The organism is Pseudomonas sp. FP198 (assembly GCF_030687895.1).
Taxonomy (GTDB): Bacteria; Pseudomonadota; Gammaproteobacteria; order Pseudomonadales; family Pseudomonadaceae; genus Aquipseudomonas.
The window spans coordinates 351,612-367,002 of sequence record NZ_CP117452.1; the positions used below are offsets into that span (position 1 = coordinate 351,612).

The 15,391-nt window shown below is 62.0% G+C and carries 15 protein-coding genes; 6 read left to right on the forward strand and 9 right to left on the reverse strand.

All coding sequences use genetic code 11. The annotated features are described in order from the left end of the window. Positions 1-71: 71 nt before the first annotated feature. Positions 72-1,127, forward strand: a complete 1,056-nt coding sequence (locus PSH78_RS01700; protein ID WP_305498132.1) for a haloacid dehalogenase-like hydrolase — start codon at positions 72-74, stop codon at positions 1,125-1,127. A 217-nt stretch (positions 1,128-1,344) separates the two neighbouring features. Here the strand turns inward: PSH78_RS01700 and ilvD are convergent, their stop codons facing one another. The 3 genes from ilvD to PSH78_RS01715 form a co-directional block, all read right to left on the reverse strand. Next, a complete protein-coding gene (gene ilvD / locus PSH78_RS01705; protein ID WP_305498133.1) occupies positions 1,345-3,186 on the reverse strand; it encodes a dihydroxy-acid dehydratase in 1,842 nt (613 codons plus the stop codon). Between the two features lie 356 nt (positions 3,187-3,542). Then, a complete protein-coding gene (locus PSH78_RS01710) occupies positions 3,543-4,739 on the reverse strand; it encodes a class I SAM-dependent rRNA methyltransferase (protein ID WP_305498134.1) in 1,197 nt (398 codons plus the stop codon). Positions 4,740-4,848: 109 nt separating this feature from the next. Further along, positions 4,849-5,388: a type 1 glutamine amidotransferase domain-containing protein gene (locus tag PSH78_RS01715; RefSeq protein WP_305498136.1), complete on the reverse strand. Its 540-nt coding sequence runs from the start codon at positions 5,386-5,388 to the stop codon at positions 4,849-4,851. A gap of 231 nt (positions 5,389-5,619) precedes the next feature. On the opposite strand from PSH78_RS01715, the gene PSH78_RS01720 reads away from it, so the two are divergent. From PSH78_RS01720 to PSH78_RS01730, 3 genes are read left to right on the forward strand one after another with little or no spacing between them, the layout of a single operon-like run. Then, entirely contained in the window at positions 5,620-6,435 is an 816-nt protein-coding gene (locus tag PSH78_RS01720; protein ID WP_305501159.1) for an HDOD domain-containing protein, read from the forward strand. Positions 6,436-6,465: 30 nt separating this feature from the next. Then, on the forward strand, positions 6,466-7,278 hold the full coding sequence (mutM, locus tag PSH78_RS01725) for a bifunctional DNA-formamidopyrimidine glycosylase/DNA-(apurinic or apyrimidinic site) lyase (RefSeq protein WP_305498137.1): 813 nt from the start codon (positions 6,466-6,468) through the stop codon (positions 7,276-7,278). Between the two features lie 55 nt (positions 7,279-7,333). After that, complete coding sequence (locus PSH78_RS01730; protein ID WP_305498139.1) at positions 7,334-7,654, forward strand: multidrug transporter; 321 nt, start codon at positions 7,334-7,336, stop codon at positions 7,652-7,654. A gap of 148 nt (positions 7,655-7,802) precedes the next feature. On the opposite strand, the gene PSH78_RS01735 is transcribed toward PSH78_RS01730, so the two are convergent. The 5 genes from PSH78_RS01735 to PSH78_RS01755 form a co-directional block, all read right to left on the reverse strand. Next, a complete protein-coding gene (locus PSH78_RS01735) occupies positions 7,803-8,054 on the reverse strand; it encodes a YfhL family 4Fe-4S dicluster ferredoxin (protein ID WP_305498140.1) in 252 nt (83 codons plus the stop codon). Positions 8,055-8,187: 133 nt separating this feature from the next. Further along, on the reverse strand, positions 8,188-8,667 hold the full coding sequence (gene coaD / locus PSH78_RS01740) for a pantetheine-phosphate adenylyltransferase (RefSeq protein ID WP_007897855.1): 480 nt from the start codon (positions 8,665-8,667) through the stop codon (positions 8,188-8,190). A 115-nt stretch (positions 8,668-8,782) separates the two neighbouring features. After that, a complete protein-coding gene (locus PSH78_RS01745) occupies positions 8,783-10,378 on the reverse strand; it encodes a GMC family oxidoreductase (protein WP_305498141.1) in 1,596 nt (531 codons plus the stop codon). 150 nt (positions 10,379-10,528) lie between these two features. After that, positions 10,529-11,074 carry a twin-arginine translocation pathway signal protein gene (locus tag PSH78_RS01750; protein WP_305498142.1) on the reverse strand — a complete coding sequence of 182 codons (546 nt, stop codon included), beginning with the start codon at positions 11,072-11,074 and terminating at the stop codon, positions 10,529-10,531. A 26-nt stretch (positions 11,075-11,100) separates the two neighbouring features. Beyond that, complete coding sequence (locus tag PSH78_RS01755; protein ID WP_305498143.1) at positions 11,101-12,531, reverse strand: coniferyl aldehyde dehydrogenase; 1,431 nt, start codon at positions 12,529-12,531, stop codon at positions 11,101-11,103. A 149-nt stretch (positions 12,532-12,680) separates the two neighbouring features. Between PSH78_RS01755 and PSH78_RS01760 the strand changes: the two genes are divergently transcribed. Together PSH78_RS01760 and PSH78_RS01765 are read left to right on the forward strand one after the other, a co-directional pair. Continuing rightward, the gene (locus PSH78_RS01760) at positions 12,681-13,352 is read left to right on the forward strand and encodes a TetR/AcrR family transcriptional regulator (RefSeq protein ID WP_305498144.1); all 672 of its coding nucleotides are present in this window, start codon (positions 12,681-12,683) and stop codon (positions 13,350-13,352) included. A 34-nt stretch (positions 13,353-13,386) separates the two neighbouring features. Beyond that, positions 13,387-14,241, forward strand: coding sequence for a sulfurtransferase (locus PSH78_RS01765; RefSeq protein WP_305498145.1), 855 nt, complete (start codon positions 13,387-13,389; stop codon positions 14,239-14,241). A gap of 139 nt (positions 14,242-14,380) precedes the next feature. Here the strand turns inward: PSH78_RS01765 and PSH78_RS01770 are convergent, their stop codons facing one another. After that, on the reverse strand, positions 14,381-15,385 hold the full coding sequence (locus tag PSH78_RS01770) for a hydrolase (RefSeq protein ID WP_305498146.1): 1,005 nt from the start codon (positions 15,383-15,385) through the stop codon (positions 14,381-14,383). Positions 15,386-15,391 lie beyond the last annotated feature (6 nt).

Genomic DNA, 15,391 nt, shown 5'->3' on the forward strand with positions numbered 1-15,391 from the left:
GTCGCGCACAGGTGGGATCTGTCACAGGCATTTGTTAGCGTCGAGCTCCTACAACCTGGGAGTAAATGTCGATGAAGCTCGTACCTCGCTTGCTCGCTGTCGCTATAGGCCTGGGCCTCGCCGGCCAGGCGCTCGCCACTGACCTCAAGCATTGGCCCGCGGAACAGGCCAAGGCGCTGGAAGCGATGATCGCGGCCAACGCCAACAAAGGTAACTACGCGGTGTTCGACATGGACAACACCAGCTACCGCTACGACCTCGAAGAGTCGCTGCTGCCGTTCATGGAGAACAAGGGGCTCATCACCCGGGAAAGCCTGGACCCGTCCTTGAAGCTGATGCCATTCAAGGACACAGCCGACCACAAGGAAAGCCTGTTCAGTTATTACTATCGACTCTGCGAAGTGGACGACATGGTCTGCTACCCGTGGGTGGCCCAGGTGTTTTCCGGCTACACCCTGAAGGAGCTGAAGGGCTATGTCGATGAGCTGATGGCTTCCGGCAAACCGGTACCGACCACGTATTACGATGGCGACAAAGTGGTCCAGTACAACGTCAACCCACCGAAGATCTTCACCGGGCAGGCCGAGCTCTACAACAAGCTGATGGAGAACGGCATCGAGGTCTATGTCATGACCGCCGCCTCCGAAGAGCTGGTGCGCATGGTTGCCTCGGACCCGAAGTATGGCTACAACCTCAAGCCGCAGAACGTCATTGGCGTAACCACGCTGCTCAAGGACCGCAAGACCGGCGAACTGACCACCGCCCGCAAGCAAATCACCAACGGCAAATATGACGAAAAGGCCAATCTTGGCCTGGAATACACGCCTTACCTGTGGACTCCGGCGACCTGGATGGCCGGCAAGCACGCGGCGATCCTGACCTACATCGACGAATGGAAAAAACCGGTGCTCGTCGCTGGCGATACACCAAGCAGCGACGGCTACATGCTGTTCCACGATGTAGACGTGGCCAAGGGCGGCATCCACTTGTGGGTCAATCGCAAGGATAAATACATGACGCAGATAAACGGGATGATGGCCAAGCACGCGGCCGCCCAGGCCAAGGAAGGACTGCCCGTGACAGCGGACAAGAACTGGGTGATCGTCAAGCCGGAAGATATCCAGTAAACCGGATCAGTTACGCCTTCCGTGGCGAGGGAGCTTGCTCCCGCTCGGCTGCGAAGCAGTCGTGAACCGGGTGCGGTATTTCTGATGCTGCGCATTTGGCAGATTTTGGGGCCGCTTCGCGGCCCAGCGGGAGCAAGCTCCCTCGCCACAGGGGATATCGCTGGTCCAATAAAAATGCCCCGCACTTGGCGGGGCATTTTTATCTGGCTCGGGGCGCTTACAACCCGTCAAGCATCGCCTTGTCGCGAACCGCGCCTTTGTCGGCACTGGTGGCAAGCAGTGCGTAGGCCTTGAGGGCCGTGGTGACTTTGCGCGGACGCACTTCCACCGGCTTCCAGCCTTTGCTGTCCTGTTCGACGCGGCGCGCAGCCAGTTCCTCATCGCTGATCAACAGATTGATCGAACGGTTCGGAATGTCGATCAGTACCTTGTCGCCGTCGCGCACCAGGCCGATGGCACCGCCAGCCGCTGCTTCCGGCGAAGCGTGGCCGATGGACAGGCCCGACGTGCCGCCGGAGAAACGGCCGTCGGTCAGCAGCGCACAGGCTTTGCCCAGGCCCTTGGATTTCAGGTAGGAGGTCGGGTAGAGCATCTCCTGCATGCCCGGGCCGCCCTTCGGACCTTCGTAACGAATGATCACGATGTCGCCGGCTTTCACCTCGTCGGCGAGAATCCCGCGCACGGCGCTGTCCTGGCTTTCGAAAATCTTCGCGTTGCCTTCGAACACATGGATCGACTCGTCGACACCGGCGGTCTTCACCACGCAGCCGTCGAGGGCGATGTTGCCGTATAGCACGGCCAGGCCGCCTTCCTTGGAGTAGGCGTGCTCGACGCTGCGGATGCAGCCGTTCTCACGGTCGTCGTCCAGGGTTTCCCAACGGGTCGACTGGCTGAACGCGGTTTGTGTCGGGATGCCCGCCGGGCCGGCCTTGAAGAAGTGATGCACGGCTTCGTCGCTGGTCTGGGTGATGTCCCACTTGGCGATGGCCTCGGCCATGGTCTTGCTGTGTACGGTTGGCAGGTCGGTATGCAGCAAGCCGCCGCGGGCCAGCGAACCGAGGATGCTGAAGATCCCGCCGGCACGGTGCACGTCTTCCATGTGGTACTTCTGGATGTTCGGCGCGACCTTGCACAGCTGCGGCACGTGGCGGGAGAGGCGGTCGATGTCGCGCAGGTCGAAATCGATCTCGGCTTCCTGGGCAGCGGCGAGCAAGTGCAGGATGGTGTTGGTCGAGCCGCCCATGGCGATGTCGAGGGTCATGGCGTTCTCGAACGCCTTGAAGTTGGCGACGTTGCGCGGCAACACTGAATCGTCGTTCTCGCCGTAGTAGCGCTTGCACAGCTCGACGATGGTACGGCCGGCCTGCAGGAACAGTTGTTCGCGGTCGCTGTGGGTGGCCAGGGTCGAACCGTTGCCAGGCAACGCCAGGCCCAGGGCCTCGGTCAGGCAGTTCATCGAGTTGGCGGTGAACATGCCGGAGCACGAACCGCAGGTCGGGCAGGCGCTGCGCTCGTACTCGGCGACTTTCTCGTCGGATGCGCTGGAGTCGGCGGCGATCACCATGGCGTCCACCAGGTCCAGGCCATGACTGGCGAGCTTGGTCTTGCCGGCCTCCATCGGGCCACCGGACACGAAGATCACCGGGATATTCAGGCGCAAGGCAGCCATGAGCATGCCGGGGGTGATCTTGTCGCAGTTGGAAATGCACACGATGGCGTCGGCGCAGTGGGCGTTGACCATGTATTCGACCGAGTCGGCGATGATCTCGCGGCTGGGCAGCGAATACAGCATGCCGTCGTGACCCATGGCGATGCCGTCGTCCACGGCGATGGTGTTGAATTCCTTGGCAACCCCGCCGGCGCGTTCGATTTCCCGTGCAACCAGTTGGCCCAGGTCCTTGAGGTGAACATGGCCTGGTACGAATTGCGTGAAGGAGTTGGCAATGGCGATGATCGGCTTCTTGAAGTCGTCATCCTTCATCCCCGTGGCGCGCCACAGGGCACGGGCGCCGGCCATGTTGCGGCCATGGGTGGATGTTTTCGAACGGTAATCAGGCATGGAGCACTCCGGGCGGCTAATCAGGTACTTATCAGGTAACAATGGGGAAGTGAGCTTCTGTCGACGTCTGGAACACTCGGGGTTGGCCGTGAGTCCGGACGTGGCTGATGACTTTGCAGGATCGCTGCGCGCCTCAGCATGAGCTCATAAACCCGCCGGGGATGAATGGCGATGAATGTCGCGATTCTACACCGCTGGCGTCAGGATGAAATGACGCAAAGCGCTGATCGAGACCAATGTCGCGCCTGGAATGACGACTGGCAGCGTTCAGCCGCAAGGTAAGCCGAACGGCATCGACCGGGGAAATGCTCGTTATCGATCAGCGGGGCAGGGCCGTAGCCCCGTCCCGCCCGGCCTCAGCTATTAGGCAGCAACCGGCAGGTGATGCTCTTGATGTAGCGCGTCTCGGCGATCGCCGGGTGTACCGGGTGATCGGGGCCCTGGCCGCCGCGTTCGAGCAGTTGAATGTTGCGGTCCAGGTGACGGGCGCTGGTCAGCAGGATGTTCTGCAGATCGTCTTCGGGCAGGTGCATCGAGCATGAAGCACTGACCAGGATGCCGTCCTTGCTGAGCAGGCGCATGGCCTGTTCGTTGAGGCGGCGATAGGCGCCTTCGCCGTTCTTCAGGTCTTTCTTGCGCTTGATGAAGGCCGGCGGGTCGGCAACGATCACGTCAAAACGCTCTTCGCTGGCCTTGAGTTCCTTCAAGGCTTCGAAAACGTCACCTTCAATGCAGGTCAGCTTCTCGGCGACGCCGTTCAGCGCGGCGTTGCGCTCGACGCCGTCAAGGGCGAAGGCCGAGGCGTCGACGCAGAATACTTCACTGGCACCGAACGCCGCGGCTTGCACGCCCCAGCCGCCGATGTAGCTGAACAGGTCCAGGACGCGCTTGCCCTTGGCATAGGGGGCCAGACGCGCACGGTTCATGCGGTGGTCGTAGAACCAGCCGGTTTTCTGGCCTTGCATGACCGGCGCTTCGAACTTCACGCCGTTCTCTTCCAGGGCGACCCACTCCGGGACGAGGCCGAAGACGGTCTCGACGTAGCGCTCCAGGCCTTCAGCGTCGCGGGCCGCGGAATCGTTCTTGAACAGGATACCGCTGGGCTTGAGCACCTGGGTGAGGGCGGCGATCACGTCGTCCTTGTGGGCTTCCATGGTGGCCGAGGCGATCTGCACCACCAGGATGTCGCCGAAACGGTCGACCACCAGGCCCGGCAGCAGGTCGGAATCACCGTAGACCAGGCGATAGAACGGCTTGTCGAACAGCCGCTCGCGCAGTGACAACGCCACGTTGAGGCGATGCACCAGCAGGGATTTGTCCAGCGCCAGCTTCGCGTCACGGGACAAGAGGCGTGCGCAGATCAGGTTGTTAGGGCTCATCGCAACGATGCCCAGCGGCTTGCCGCCGGCGGCTTCGAGGACCGCCTGGTCACCGGCCTTGAAGCCGTGCAGCGGGGTGGCGGCCACATCGATTTCGTTACTGTAGACCCACAGGTGGCCGGCGCGCAGGCGACGGTCGGCGTTGGCTTTGAGGCGCAGGCTGGGCAGGGACATGACGTCGCTCCGGAAAAAAGAGCGGGAGTATACCGTGTTGCAACCCTTGCGGGGCCGGCGGTGGACATGCGGCGAGGGAGCCTGCTCTGCTCGCCTCGCCACAACGGCTTCAGGCCGACAGCGAGTTGATCAGTTCACGGTTGAACGCGGGAATATCATCAGGCTGGCGGCTGCTGATCCAGCTGCCGTCCCGGACGACTTCCTGGTCGACCCAGTTCGCGCCGGCATTGACCAGGTCATCCTTGAGTGTCTTGTAGCTGGTCATGGTCTTGCCTTTGACCAGGCCGCTGGACACCAGCAACCAGCCGCCATGGCAAATCACCGCGATGGGTTTGCCGGCCGCCTCGAAGCCCTTGACCAGGTTCTGCGCGTCGGGGTCGATGCGGATGGTGTCGGAGTTCTGCACGCCGCCGGGCAGCACCACCGCTTCGTACTGATCGACATTCGCCGCCTTGAAAGTCAGGTCGACCTTGAAGTCGTCGGCCGGCTTGTCATGGTTCCAGCCTTTGACCTGGCCGTCGCTGGCGGAAATGATGTCGACCTTGGCCCCGGCCTGTTCCAGCGCCTCTTTGGGACCGGTCAGTTCGGCCTGTTCAAAACCGTCGGTGACCAGAATGGCGACACGCTTGTTGTTCAGATTAGCGGGCATGAAAATCTCCTAAAGCTGAATGGGTTGGCTGCCGACCTAAGCCTTATTGCAAGACTTGGGCATTGGTCCTACAGATTCCGAAGCTCAGGCTTGTACGAAAGTTCCGCCAATTTACCGGTGGTGTGTCGGATCCAGATTTAGGGGTTAGACTCCCGGCCTTACCCAGAGTGTGTACCCATGTCCAAAGAACTTTCCGCCGAACAGATCCAACAGTCCCTGCAGGGCATCAGTGTGCCGCCCCAGCCGCAAATCATGGTGGATTTGCAGATGGAGCAGTACATGCCCGACCCGGACCTGGAAAACATTGCCAAGCTGATTTCCCAGGATCCGGGCCTTTCGGGTGCCTTGCTCAAGATCGTCAATTCGCCGTACTACGGCTTGAGCAACAAGATCACTTCGATCCAGCGCGCAGTGAACCTGCTGGGCAGCCGGTCGATCATCAACCTGATCAACGCGCAGTCGATCAAGGGTGAATTGCACGACGATGCCATCGTCACCTTGAACCGCTTCTGGGACACCGCCCAGGACGTGGCCATGACCTGCCTGACCCTGGCCAAGCGCGTCGGCCTGCAGAACGGCGACGAAGCCTATGCCCTGGGTTTGTTCCATGACTGCGGCGTGCCGCTGATGCTCAAGCAGTTCCCCACCTACATGGGCGTGCTGGAGGAGGCCTATGCCAATGCCAGCGCCGAGAGCCGGATAGTGGACACCGAAAACCGCGTGTTCAACACCAACCATGCGGTGGTCGGTTACTACACTTCCAAATCCTGGCGCCTGCCGGACCACGTCAGCCAGGCCATCGCCAATCACCACAACGCCCTGGCGATTTTCAGCGACGAATCGTCGCGCAATAACAGTCAGTTGAAAAACCTGTTGGCGATCCTGAAGATGTCCGAGAACATCTGTGCCTCCCATCGCGTGCTGGGCAACCAGGCCGAGGATCACGAGTGGAATTGCGTCGGGCCACTGGTGCTCGATTACATCGGTCTGCCGGAGTACGACTTCGAGACCCAGAAACAGGAAATCCGCGACCTGGCCTCTCGTTGAGTGCCAGCTTTCGCTTGATTCGAGAGCCCTATGCCAGAACTGCCGGAAGTCGAAACCACCCGCCGCGGGATCGCGCCACACCTCGAAGGGCAACGGGTCAGCCGCGTCGTCGTGCGGGACCGCCGCTTGCGCTGGCCGATTCCCGAAGACCTCGACGTGCGTCTTTCGGGGCAGCGCATCGTGCAGGTGGAACGGCGGGCCAAGTACCTGTTGATCAATGCCGAGGTTGGCACGCTGATCAGCCACCTGGGCATGTCCGGCAACCTGCGGCTGGTCGAGATCGGCATGCCCGCCCTCAAGCATGAGCATGTCGACATCGAACTGGAGTCCGGGCTGGCCCTGCGCTACACCGACCCGCGTCGCTTCGGGGCGATGCTCTGGAGCCTTGATCCGCTCAATCACGAGTTGCTGATTCGCCTCGGGCCGGAACCGCTGACCGACCTGTTCGACGGCGATCGGCTGTTCCAGCTTTCCCGTGGGCGCTCGATGGCGGTCAAGCCGTTCATCATGGACAACGCGGTCGTGGTGGGCGTGGGCAATATCTACGCGACCGAAGCGCTGTTCGCCGCCGGTATCGACCCACGGCGCGCCGCCGGAAGCATTTCTCGGGCGCGTTATCTGAAACTGGCGATCGAGATCAAGCGCATCCTTGCCCATGCCATCGAACGTGGTGGAACCACGCTGCGCGACTTCATCGGCGGGGATGGCCAGCCCGGTTATTTCCAGCAGGAGCTGTTCGTCTACGGCCGGGGTGGGGAGTTGTGCAAGGTCTGTGGCACGGGGCTGCGGGAAATCCGCCTGGGCCAGCGCGCCAGCGTCTGGTGTCCGCGCTGCCAGAGGTAATTGGTCTTACGGTCTATAGTCAGTAGTCATACTGTTTCTGCCGAAGGATCGCCCCATGACTCTGCTTCGAACTTTCCTCCTGGCACTCTCGCTGAGTGTCGGCTTGCCTGCCTTGGCGAACACCGAAAGCGGTGACCCGCGCTACACCATCCAGAATCCACCCGCGTACGCCATGCTCGGCGACTTGCTGATTGCTCGTCCGCTGCTGCTCGCCGCCACCGTGATCGGTGCCGGAGCGTTTGTCGTGTCGTTGCCCTTTACGGCGCTGGGTGGCGGGGTTGGCGATGCGGGGAAGGCGTTGGTGGTTGACCCGGCGAAAGCGACGTTTGTGCGTTGTCTGGGGTGTGTTGGGGAGGGGTTTGAGCGGCAGGAGTGAGGTATTGGGTGTGGCTGATGGCGCTATCGCGAGCAAGCTCGCTCCCACAAGGGATTCGCTTAGACCCCCAAATTACCTGAAAACAACAGTCCTGTGGGAGCGAGCCTGCTCGCGAAGAGGCCGGCAAAGACCTGCAAAAATTGCCGGCTCAATCCTTGCCAGTGATTTTGCGATATTTCGCCATCAACTGTTCCTCAGTCTCCGGATGAGCCTCGTCCAGCGGGATGCAATCCACCGGGCAGACCTGCTGGCATTGAGGCTCGTCATAGTGCCCGACGCACTGGGTGCACAAGTTCGGGTCAATGACATAGATCTCTTCGCCCTGGGAAATGGCGGCGTTCGGGCACTCGGGTTCGCAGACGTCGCAATTGATGCAGTCGTCGGTGATGATCAGGGACATGCAAGCTCCGGCCGGGGCGTTGAGCCCGGGCATCTGAAAAACGTATGGGCGCAATTGTGCCGCATTGGCGAGCGCAGTGCACGCGGGGGCGATGGACTGCGCTGTGCTGCGAGCGAGTCGCAGCGTCGGCGGGTTACTTCTTGAAGCGCAGGGTCAGCGCGTCGGCCACGGCCGGGTGGACGAACTTGGTGATATCGCCGCCCAAGGCCGCAATTTCCCGCACCAGGGTCGACGAGATGAAGGAGTAACGCTCCGACGGGGTCAGGAAGAGACTCTCGACGTCCGGGGCCAACTGGCGGTTCATGTTGGCCAGCTGGAACTCGTATTCGAAATCCGAGACCGCACGCAGGCCGCGCAGGAACACATTGGCGTTCTTTTCCTTGGCGAAATGCGCCAGCAGCGTCGAGAAGCCGACCACTTCCACGTTCGGCAGGTGCTTGGTGACCTCACGGGCCAGCTCCACACGTTGCTCCAGCGGGAACAGCGGGTTTTTCTTCGGGCTGGCGGCGACGGCAATGATCACATGGTCGAACAGGCGCGAGGCGCGTTCGACCAGATCGCCATGGCCCTTGGTAATGGGGTCGAAGGTACCTGGGTACAACACTCGGTTCATCGCGTCGTCCTGGCGGGAGTCCGTTGGGGAGTCGGATGGTATCGCAGCCGACTCGGTCGGCCAAGTCGGCGATGGGATAAGAACGCACTATAGGCGCTGCGAATAGTCGGTTTTTTCATGTGTTTTGCAGACGTTCGGCCAGCAGGGTCGCCAGTTTGGCGGTCAGGCCGTACACCGACAATTGCGGGTTGGCGCCGATGCTGGTGGGGAACAGCGAGCCGTCGTGGATGGAAAGGTTACGCAGTTGGTGGTGGCGGCCGAGGCTGTCGGCCACCGCGTGTTTTGGCTCTTCGCCCATGGCGCAACCTCCCATGACATGGGCGCTGCCCAGGCGGGTGCGAAAAAGAGCCAGGTCCAGCCCGTCGATCAGCGCGCGGGCCTCGGCCAGGGTTTTCACGTGCCGGGCATCGCTGTGCATCGGCATGACCGACCTGGCTCCCGCGGCGAACTGGATCTCGGCCATGCTGTGGAATGCCCGGCGCAAACCGTCCCAAGTGTAGGGGGAGACCTGATAGTCGAGCACGGGCGTGCCGTCGCTGCGCAATTCCACGGTACCGCCGGGGCTGTCCGGGTGAAAGCCGTCGCGCAGTAACGCCAGCATGGCGTGGGTGTGGGGCAACTCTGCCATGTGCGCTGCGTTCTGCGCACCAAAGCCGCCCAACAGCGTGGCGGCGAGGGCTGGGTGCAAAGGCGGGACTTCCAGCTTGTAGGACATTTTGCCGGTGACGCCATCCTGCCATTGGAAATGATCTGAATAAATCGACTGTGGAGCCCCATAAAAAGGGTTGATGACTTCATCGAACAGTCCGGCTGACATGTTCACCAAGTGCAGGAAGGTGCGCTTGCCCAGGCATCGATGCGGATCCGGCGCGTCGGAGCGCAGCAGCAGGGCGGGGCTGTTGATGCCGCCACCGGCGAGCACGTAATGCCGCGCCTTGACCCTGATGCGCCGTCCGGTCGGCGCCACGCAGCGTTCGTCCATGGCCTGGCATTGCAATTCCACTACCGCATCGTTGCTGATGATCAGGCGTTCGGCCCGCGCCAGATAGAGCAGGGCGCCGCCCTGGTCCAGCGTGGCGGGTATGGTGGTGACGAGCATCGATTGCTTGGCATTGGTCGGGCAACCCATCCCGCAATAGCCCAGGTTCCAGCAGCCACGCACGTTGCGCGGGATCACATGCCAGCTGTAGCCCAATTGCTCGCAGCCCTTGCGAATGACGTCGTTGTTGGCATTGGGCGGAATCAGCCATGGCGTCACCCCCAGGCGCTGCTCCATTCGTTCGAACCAGGGCGCCATCTCGGCGGGGCCGTGGCCCCGGACGGCATGCTCGGTCGCCCAATGTTCGAGAGTCTGGTCAGGCGTACGAAAGCTCGAGGTCCAGTTGATCAACGTGGTGCCCCCCACGGCACGGCCCTGGAGAATGGTAATGGCGCCGTCCTTGCTCATTCGCCCGAGACCTTCCTGATACAGGCTGGTGTAAGCCTGATCCTCAAGCAGCTTGAAGTCCTGGCTGGTCTTGAGCGGGCCTTCTTCGATGAGCAATACCTTGTAGCCGGCGGCACTGAGAATTTCCGCCGTGGTGCCTCCGCCGGCGCCGCTGCCGATGATCGCCACGTCCGCTTCCAGCGTGAGGTCCTGGGTCAGTTGCGCGCCGTTGTAGGTGGTCCAGCCACGGGCCAGGCCTTCGCGGAACGGATCGGGTACGGGCATGTTCGGGGTTCTCTTGTTGTTATTGATTGATGACCATGAAAATCCCTGTGGGAGCGAGCTTGCTCGCGATGGCGTTGGATCAGTGACATCCTCGGTGGCTGGCACACCGCATTCGCGAGCAAGCTCGCTCCCACAATATTTCAGCTGGTTTCAGACGGTTGGCGGGCCCGGATACCCGCAGTGCGCCCAGGCCTCGGGCCGGCTGTACCAGGCCATCATGACCATTTGCAGCAACGAACTGTGGCCTTGGCGCAACAAGCTCAGCGAGCTGTTTTCCCAGCGTGTCAGGAATTGTCGGATGTCATCGGCGCTGGCGTTTTCCCACCCGCCCCAGATTCCGGTCAGCGGCCCGCGGGTCACGCCCAGCGTGAGCACGTCGAACAGTTGATGCGTGAGCTTGAGCATCGACGCAGACAAGTGCGCCAGGCCGCGATCCAGGCTTTGCAGCGTGACGTCGGTGGCGGCCTGGATCGTGCCTGCCGTCACTGCGCCGTCGAGCATCACCGGAATGACGGCGCGTAGAAATGCCAGGTCGCTGTCGCGCAGGGCCTTCAGGCCGTCCGCCGGTTGGCTGGACGAACAGCCGCTTAGGCTGGCGCCCAGGCCGACGGTGGCGAGGAAAACACTGGCGCCAAGGCTCAGTTGCAGCAAACCACGCCGTGTCAGGGCAGGCGTATCGGTCAGGTCTGGGCTCATTATTGTTATTACCCGGGAGACGCTTGTCAGCGGATGAACAGCTTCTGGATCAGCTTCTGCAAAGGCTTGCCATAGGGCGGATAAATCAGTCTGGCGGCGTTGAAGCGCTGCTTGATCAGGACGCCCTTGGCCTTGCTGAAGGTCAGGAATCCCTCGTGACCGTGATAGTGGCCCATCCCCGAGGCGCCAATGCCGCCAAACGGCATGTCGTCCTGGGCCACATGCAGCAGCGTGTCGTTCAGGCAGACGCCGCCGGAATGGGTTTCATCGAGTACCCGCTGCTGTTCGGCCTTGTTGTAGCCGAAGTAGTAGAGCGCCAGCGGACGAGGCCGTCGATTGATATAGGCCAAGGCCTGGTCCAGGCCTTCATACGGCACGATGGGCAGTAGTGGGCCGAAGATCTCATCCTGCATCACCGTCATCTCATCCGTGACATTGAGCAACAGGCTGTGGGCCATGCGGCGTCCCTGGCCCTGGTCGAACAGCTCGATCAGCAGCGCGCCTTTGCTGGTGGCGTCGCCAATGTAGCCGTTGAGCCGCGCCAATTGGCGATCGTTGATGATGGCGGTGTAGTCCGGGTTGTCCGCCAGCGTCGGATAAAACCCGCGGACCGCTTCCCGATACGCCTCGACGAACGCTCCGACGCGGCTCTGCGGTACCAGCACGTAATCCGGCGCGACGCAGGTCTGCCCGGCATTCAGGCTCTTGCCGAAGGCTATGCGTTCGGCGGCGTCCTTGAGCGGTACGTCGTCGGACACGATGGCGGGTGATTTGCCACCCAGCTCGAGGGTGACGGGGGTGAGGTTTTCCGCGGCGGCACGCATCACATGCTTGCCGATGCTGGTGGCGCCGGTAAACAACAGGTGATCGAACGGCAACCTGGAGAATGCAATGCCGACGTCAGCCTCGCCCAGCACCACCGACACCAGGTCCTGGGGAAAGATATGGGCGAACAGCCGCTTGAGCAGCAACCCGGTGGCCGGGGTCGCCTCGCTGAGCTTGAGCATGACCCGGTTGCCCGCCGACAAGGCCCCGACCAATGGGCCTACGGCCAGGAAGAGCGGGTAATTCCACGGCACGATGATCCCGACCACGCCCAATGGCTGGTAGATCACCTTGGCCGATGCCGGTTGGAAAGCCATGCCGACCTTGCGCCGGGAAGGTTTCATCCAGCCCTTGAGGTTGCGGCTCGCGTAATGGATGCCGTGCAGGCTCGGCATCAACTCGGCCAGCAGGGTTTCGTCGGCGCTGCGGTGACTGAAGTCCTGGCTGATCGCGTCGATCAGGGCTTGCCGTTCATTGCTCAACAGTTCGCGTAATGCCTTGAGCCACTGCCGGCGCTGCTCGGCCGTTGGCATGGGATGCGCGGCGAAAGCACGGCGCTGGGCCTCGAAGATCGTCCGAATTTCATCCAGCTGCTGTTGAGACTGGTGCAGGTAAGCAACGTCGGCTGGCATGTCGGCACCGGATTATTATTGGAATGGTTGATTTCTAGAGCTTGTGCTCTAAAAAGTCAAATGCTGCCTCCGTGATGGCGTGGGTTTTCTCCCGTGACCGATAGGTCGTAAGATGCCCATCACATGATTTTTCGAATTAAGCCCAAGCCATGGCCCCACGGATAAAAACCAGCGAGCGCATCGTGCAGAACAGCCTGGAGTTGTTCAACCGGCAGGGTGAGCGCAGTGTCAGCACCAATCACATTGCCGCCCACATGGACATGTCCCCGGGCAATCTCTATTACCACTTCCCCAACAAGCAGGCGATCATCGCCGTGCTGTTCAGCGAATACGAAAACCTGGTGGACAGCTTCCTGCGGCCACCCCAGGGGCGGGCGGCCACGGTGGACGACAAGCGCTTCTACCTGCAGGAGCTGCTTTCGGCGATGTGGCGCTACCGGTTCCTGCACCGGGACCTGGAACACCTGCTCGATAGCGACCCGGAACTGGCGGCTCGCTACCGGCGCTTTTCCCAACGCTGCCTGATCCATGGCACGGCTATTTACGAAGGCTTCGTCGACGCCGGTATCCTGGCGATGGACCGTGTCCAGATCGAGTCCCTGACCCTCAATGCCTGGATTGTCCTCACGTCCTGGGTCCGGTTCCTCTGCACCACCCGCGAAAACTCCAACCACCTGAGCGAACAGGCGATCAAGCGCGGCGTGTATCAGGTGTTGGTGCTGGAGGCGGGGTTTGTGACCGAGCAGGCCCGCGAAGCGGTAGATGCCCTGTTCAAAGAATTTTATGTCCCGCTGGCCCAGACCCTGGAGGAAGGGCAGTAGATCGGACCCCTTGATTCAGCCACAGGAGCTCACCATGCCCATCGCGCAACTCATCAGCCCTCAGGCCCTGGAACAGCGGAGATCACAGCCCGGGCTGGTGATCCTCGATTGTCGTTTTGCCCTGGAGGACCCGGACTATGGCCAGCGCAGCTACGCCGAGGGCCATATCGCCGGCGCGTCGTTCGCCGACCTTGAACGGGATCTGAGCGGACCGGTCATCAAGGGCGTCACCGGACGTCATCCGCTGCCGGAGCCCGAGGCGCTGGTTGAGCGTCTCCGGGCCTGGGGGATCAACAATGACAGCGAGGTCGTGCTGTATGACGACGGCCCCGGCGCCTATGCCGCGCGGGCCTGGTGGTTGCTGGTCTGGCTGGGCAAACGCGATGGCGTGCATATTCTCGACGGCGGGCTCAAGGCCTGGCATGCGGCCGGCCTGCCCCTGAGCCTGGATCCGCCGCAAACTGCTCGCGGGACTTTCAGCGGCGCGCCGGACGCAAGCTTGCTGCTCAGTGCGCAGGCGTTGCAACAGCGCCTCGGTGATGCGGACATGACCCTGCTGGATGCCAGGGCGCTGCCGCGTTTCAAGGGTGAAGTCGAGCCGATCGACCCGGTGGCGGGGCATATCCCGGGCGCGTCATGCGCAGCATTCACCGACAACCTGGGGGCCGATGGACGCTTCTTGCCGCCCGCTCAACTCAAGCTGCGTTTCGCTGAAAAACTGGGCGAGCGTCCGCCCACCGAGCTGGTGGCTTACTGTGGCTCCGGCGTGACGGCGTGCCATAACCTGTTTGCCTTGTGCCTGGCGGGCTATCCGCTGGGACGGTTGTATGCCGGCTCGTGGAGCGAGTGGATCAATGATCCCCAGCGGGGCGTGGCGAAGGGCGAATAGCGAATAACAAGACACCCGAAATCAATGTGGGAGCGAGCTTGCTCGCGATAGCGGTGTATCAGTCAACTTCAATGTGCCTGATCCATCGCCATCGCGAGCAAGCTCGCTCCCACAGGGGATCTCCTTTGCCTGCGAATCGTCACGAGTGGCCCAGGCTTGCCAGCCAATCGGGAATGCGGCGTTCCAGGTAATAGCCTGGGCGCCGCAGGGTTCCGTCGACAAATCCCACATGCCCGCCACGCCGGTGCAGTTCCAGGTGGGTCGAGGCCGATAACTCGCCGGGTTCGGGCAGGCTGTGGGGGAATACAAAAGGGTCGTCGGCGGCCTGGATGACCAGCGTCGGTGTACTGATTCCCGCCATGAAATAGCGGCTGGACGCGCGCCGGTAGTAGTCTGCGGCGTCGGAAAAGCCGTGCAGTGGCGCTGTCACCCGGCCATCGAAATCCCAGAAGGTGCGCATGTTGTCCAGCGAGCCCAGGGCTGCCAGGGCCGCGAGCCCTTCGTCGCGTCCGTCATGCTGGAACTGGCGTTGTTTGTTGCGCACGTAGGCGACCATCTCCCGCATGAAATGCGCCTGATAGAACCTGGAAAAACCCTGTCCGATGCGGTCGGCGCACTGGTCCAGGCGAAACGGTACCGAGACCGCCACTGCGCCTTGCAACTGGCTGTCGCTGCTGGCTTCACCCAAATGCTTGAGCAGCACATTTCCGCCCAGCGAATAGCCCACCGCAAACAGTGGCGCCAGGGGACGCCGGGCCCGCAGATGGGCGATAGCCGCGGCGAGGTCTTCGCTGGCGCCGGAATGATAACTGCGGGCCAGCAGGTTCGGCTCGCCCGAGCAACCACGCCAGTTCAGGGCGACGCTGGCCCAGCCTTGAGCATTGAGCGCCCGTTGCAGGCCGGCAACGTAGGGTGAGTTGGAGGAACCGGTCAGCCCATGAAGCACCAGCACCAGCGGGGCTTCGGCGCTATGCGGACCATGCCAGTCGAGGTCGAGGAAATCACCATCGTCCAGCCAGAAGCGCTCACGTTCGCGATCGATGTGAACGGTTTTACGCCACAACGGGCCCCACAAGGTCTGCAGGTGCGGATTGCCAAGGCCCGGGGCGGGTATGAAACGTTCAGGTGCGCAGGACACGATCATTCTCGG

Bases quoted from the DNA above. Each gene is read 5' to 3' on its own strand.
- PSH78_RS01700 (WP_305498132.1), top strand. From the start codon at position 72: ATGAAGCTCGTACCTCGCTTGCTCGCTGTCGCTATAGGCCTGGGCCTC.
- ilvD (WP_305498133.1), bottom strand. From the start codon at position 3,186: ATGCCTGATTACCGTTCGAAAACATCCACCCATGGCCGCAACATGGCC.
- PSH78_RS01710 (WP_305498134.1), bottom strand. From the start codon at position 4,739: ATGTCCCTGCCCAGCCTGCGCCTCAAAGCCAACGCCGACCGTCGCCTG.
- PSH78_RS01715 (WP_305498136.1), bottom strand. From the start codon at position 5,388: ATGCCCGCTAATCTGAACAACAAGCGTGTCGCCATTCTGGTCACCGAC.
- mutM (WP_305498137.1), top strand. From the start codon at position 6,466: ATGCCAGAACTGCCGGAAGTCGAAACCACCCGCCGCGGGATCGCGCCA.
- PSH78_RS01730 (WP_305498139.1), top strand. From the start codon at position 7,334: ATGACTCTGCTTCGAACTTTCCTCCTGGCACTCTCGCTGAGTGTCGGC.
- PSH78_RS01735 (WP_305498140.1), bottom strand. From the start codon at position 8,054: ATGTCCCTGATCATCACCGACGACTGCATCAATTGCGACGTCTGCGAA.
- coaD (WP_007897855.1), bottom strand. From the start codon at position 8,667: ATGAACCGAGTGTTGTACCCAGGTACCTTCGACCCCATTACCAAGGGC.
- PSH78_RS01745 (WP_305498141.1), bottom strand. From the start codon at position 10,378: ATGCCCGTACCCGATCCGTTCCGCGAAGGCCTGGCCCGTGGCTGGACC.
- PSH78_RS01750 (WP_305498142.1), bottom strand. From the start codon at position 11,074: ATGAGCCCAGACCTGACCGATACGCCTGCCCTGACACGGCGTGGTTTG.
- PSH78_RS01755 (WP_305498143.1), bottom strand. From the start codon at position 12,531: ATGCCAGCCGACGTTGCTTACCTGCACCAGTCTCAACAGCAGCTGGAT.
- PSH78_RS01760 (WP_305498144.1), top strand. From the start codon at position 12,681: ATGGCCCCACGGATAAAAACCAGCGAGCGCATCGTGCAGAACAGCCTG.
- PSH78_RS01765 (WP_305498145.1), top strand. From the start codon at position 13,387: ATGCCCATCGCGCAACTCATCAGCCCTCAGGCCCTGGAACAGCGGAGA.
- PSH78_RS01770 (WP_305498146.1), bottom strand. From the start codon at position 15,385: ATGATCGTGTCCTGCGCACCTGAACGTTTCATACCCGCCCCGGGCCTT.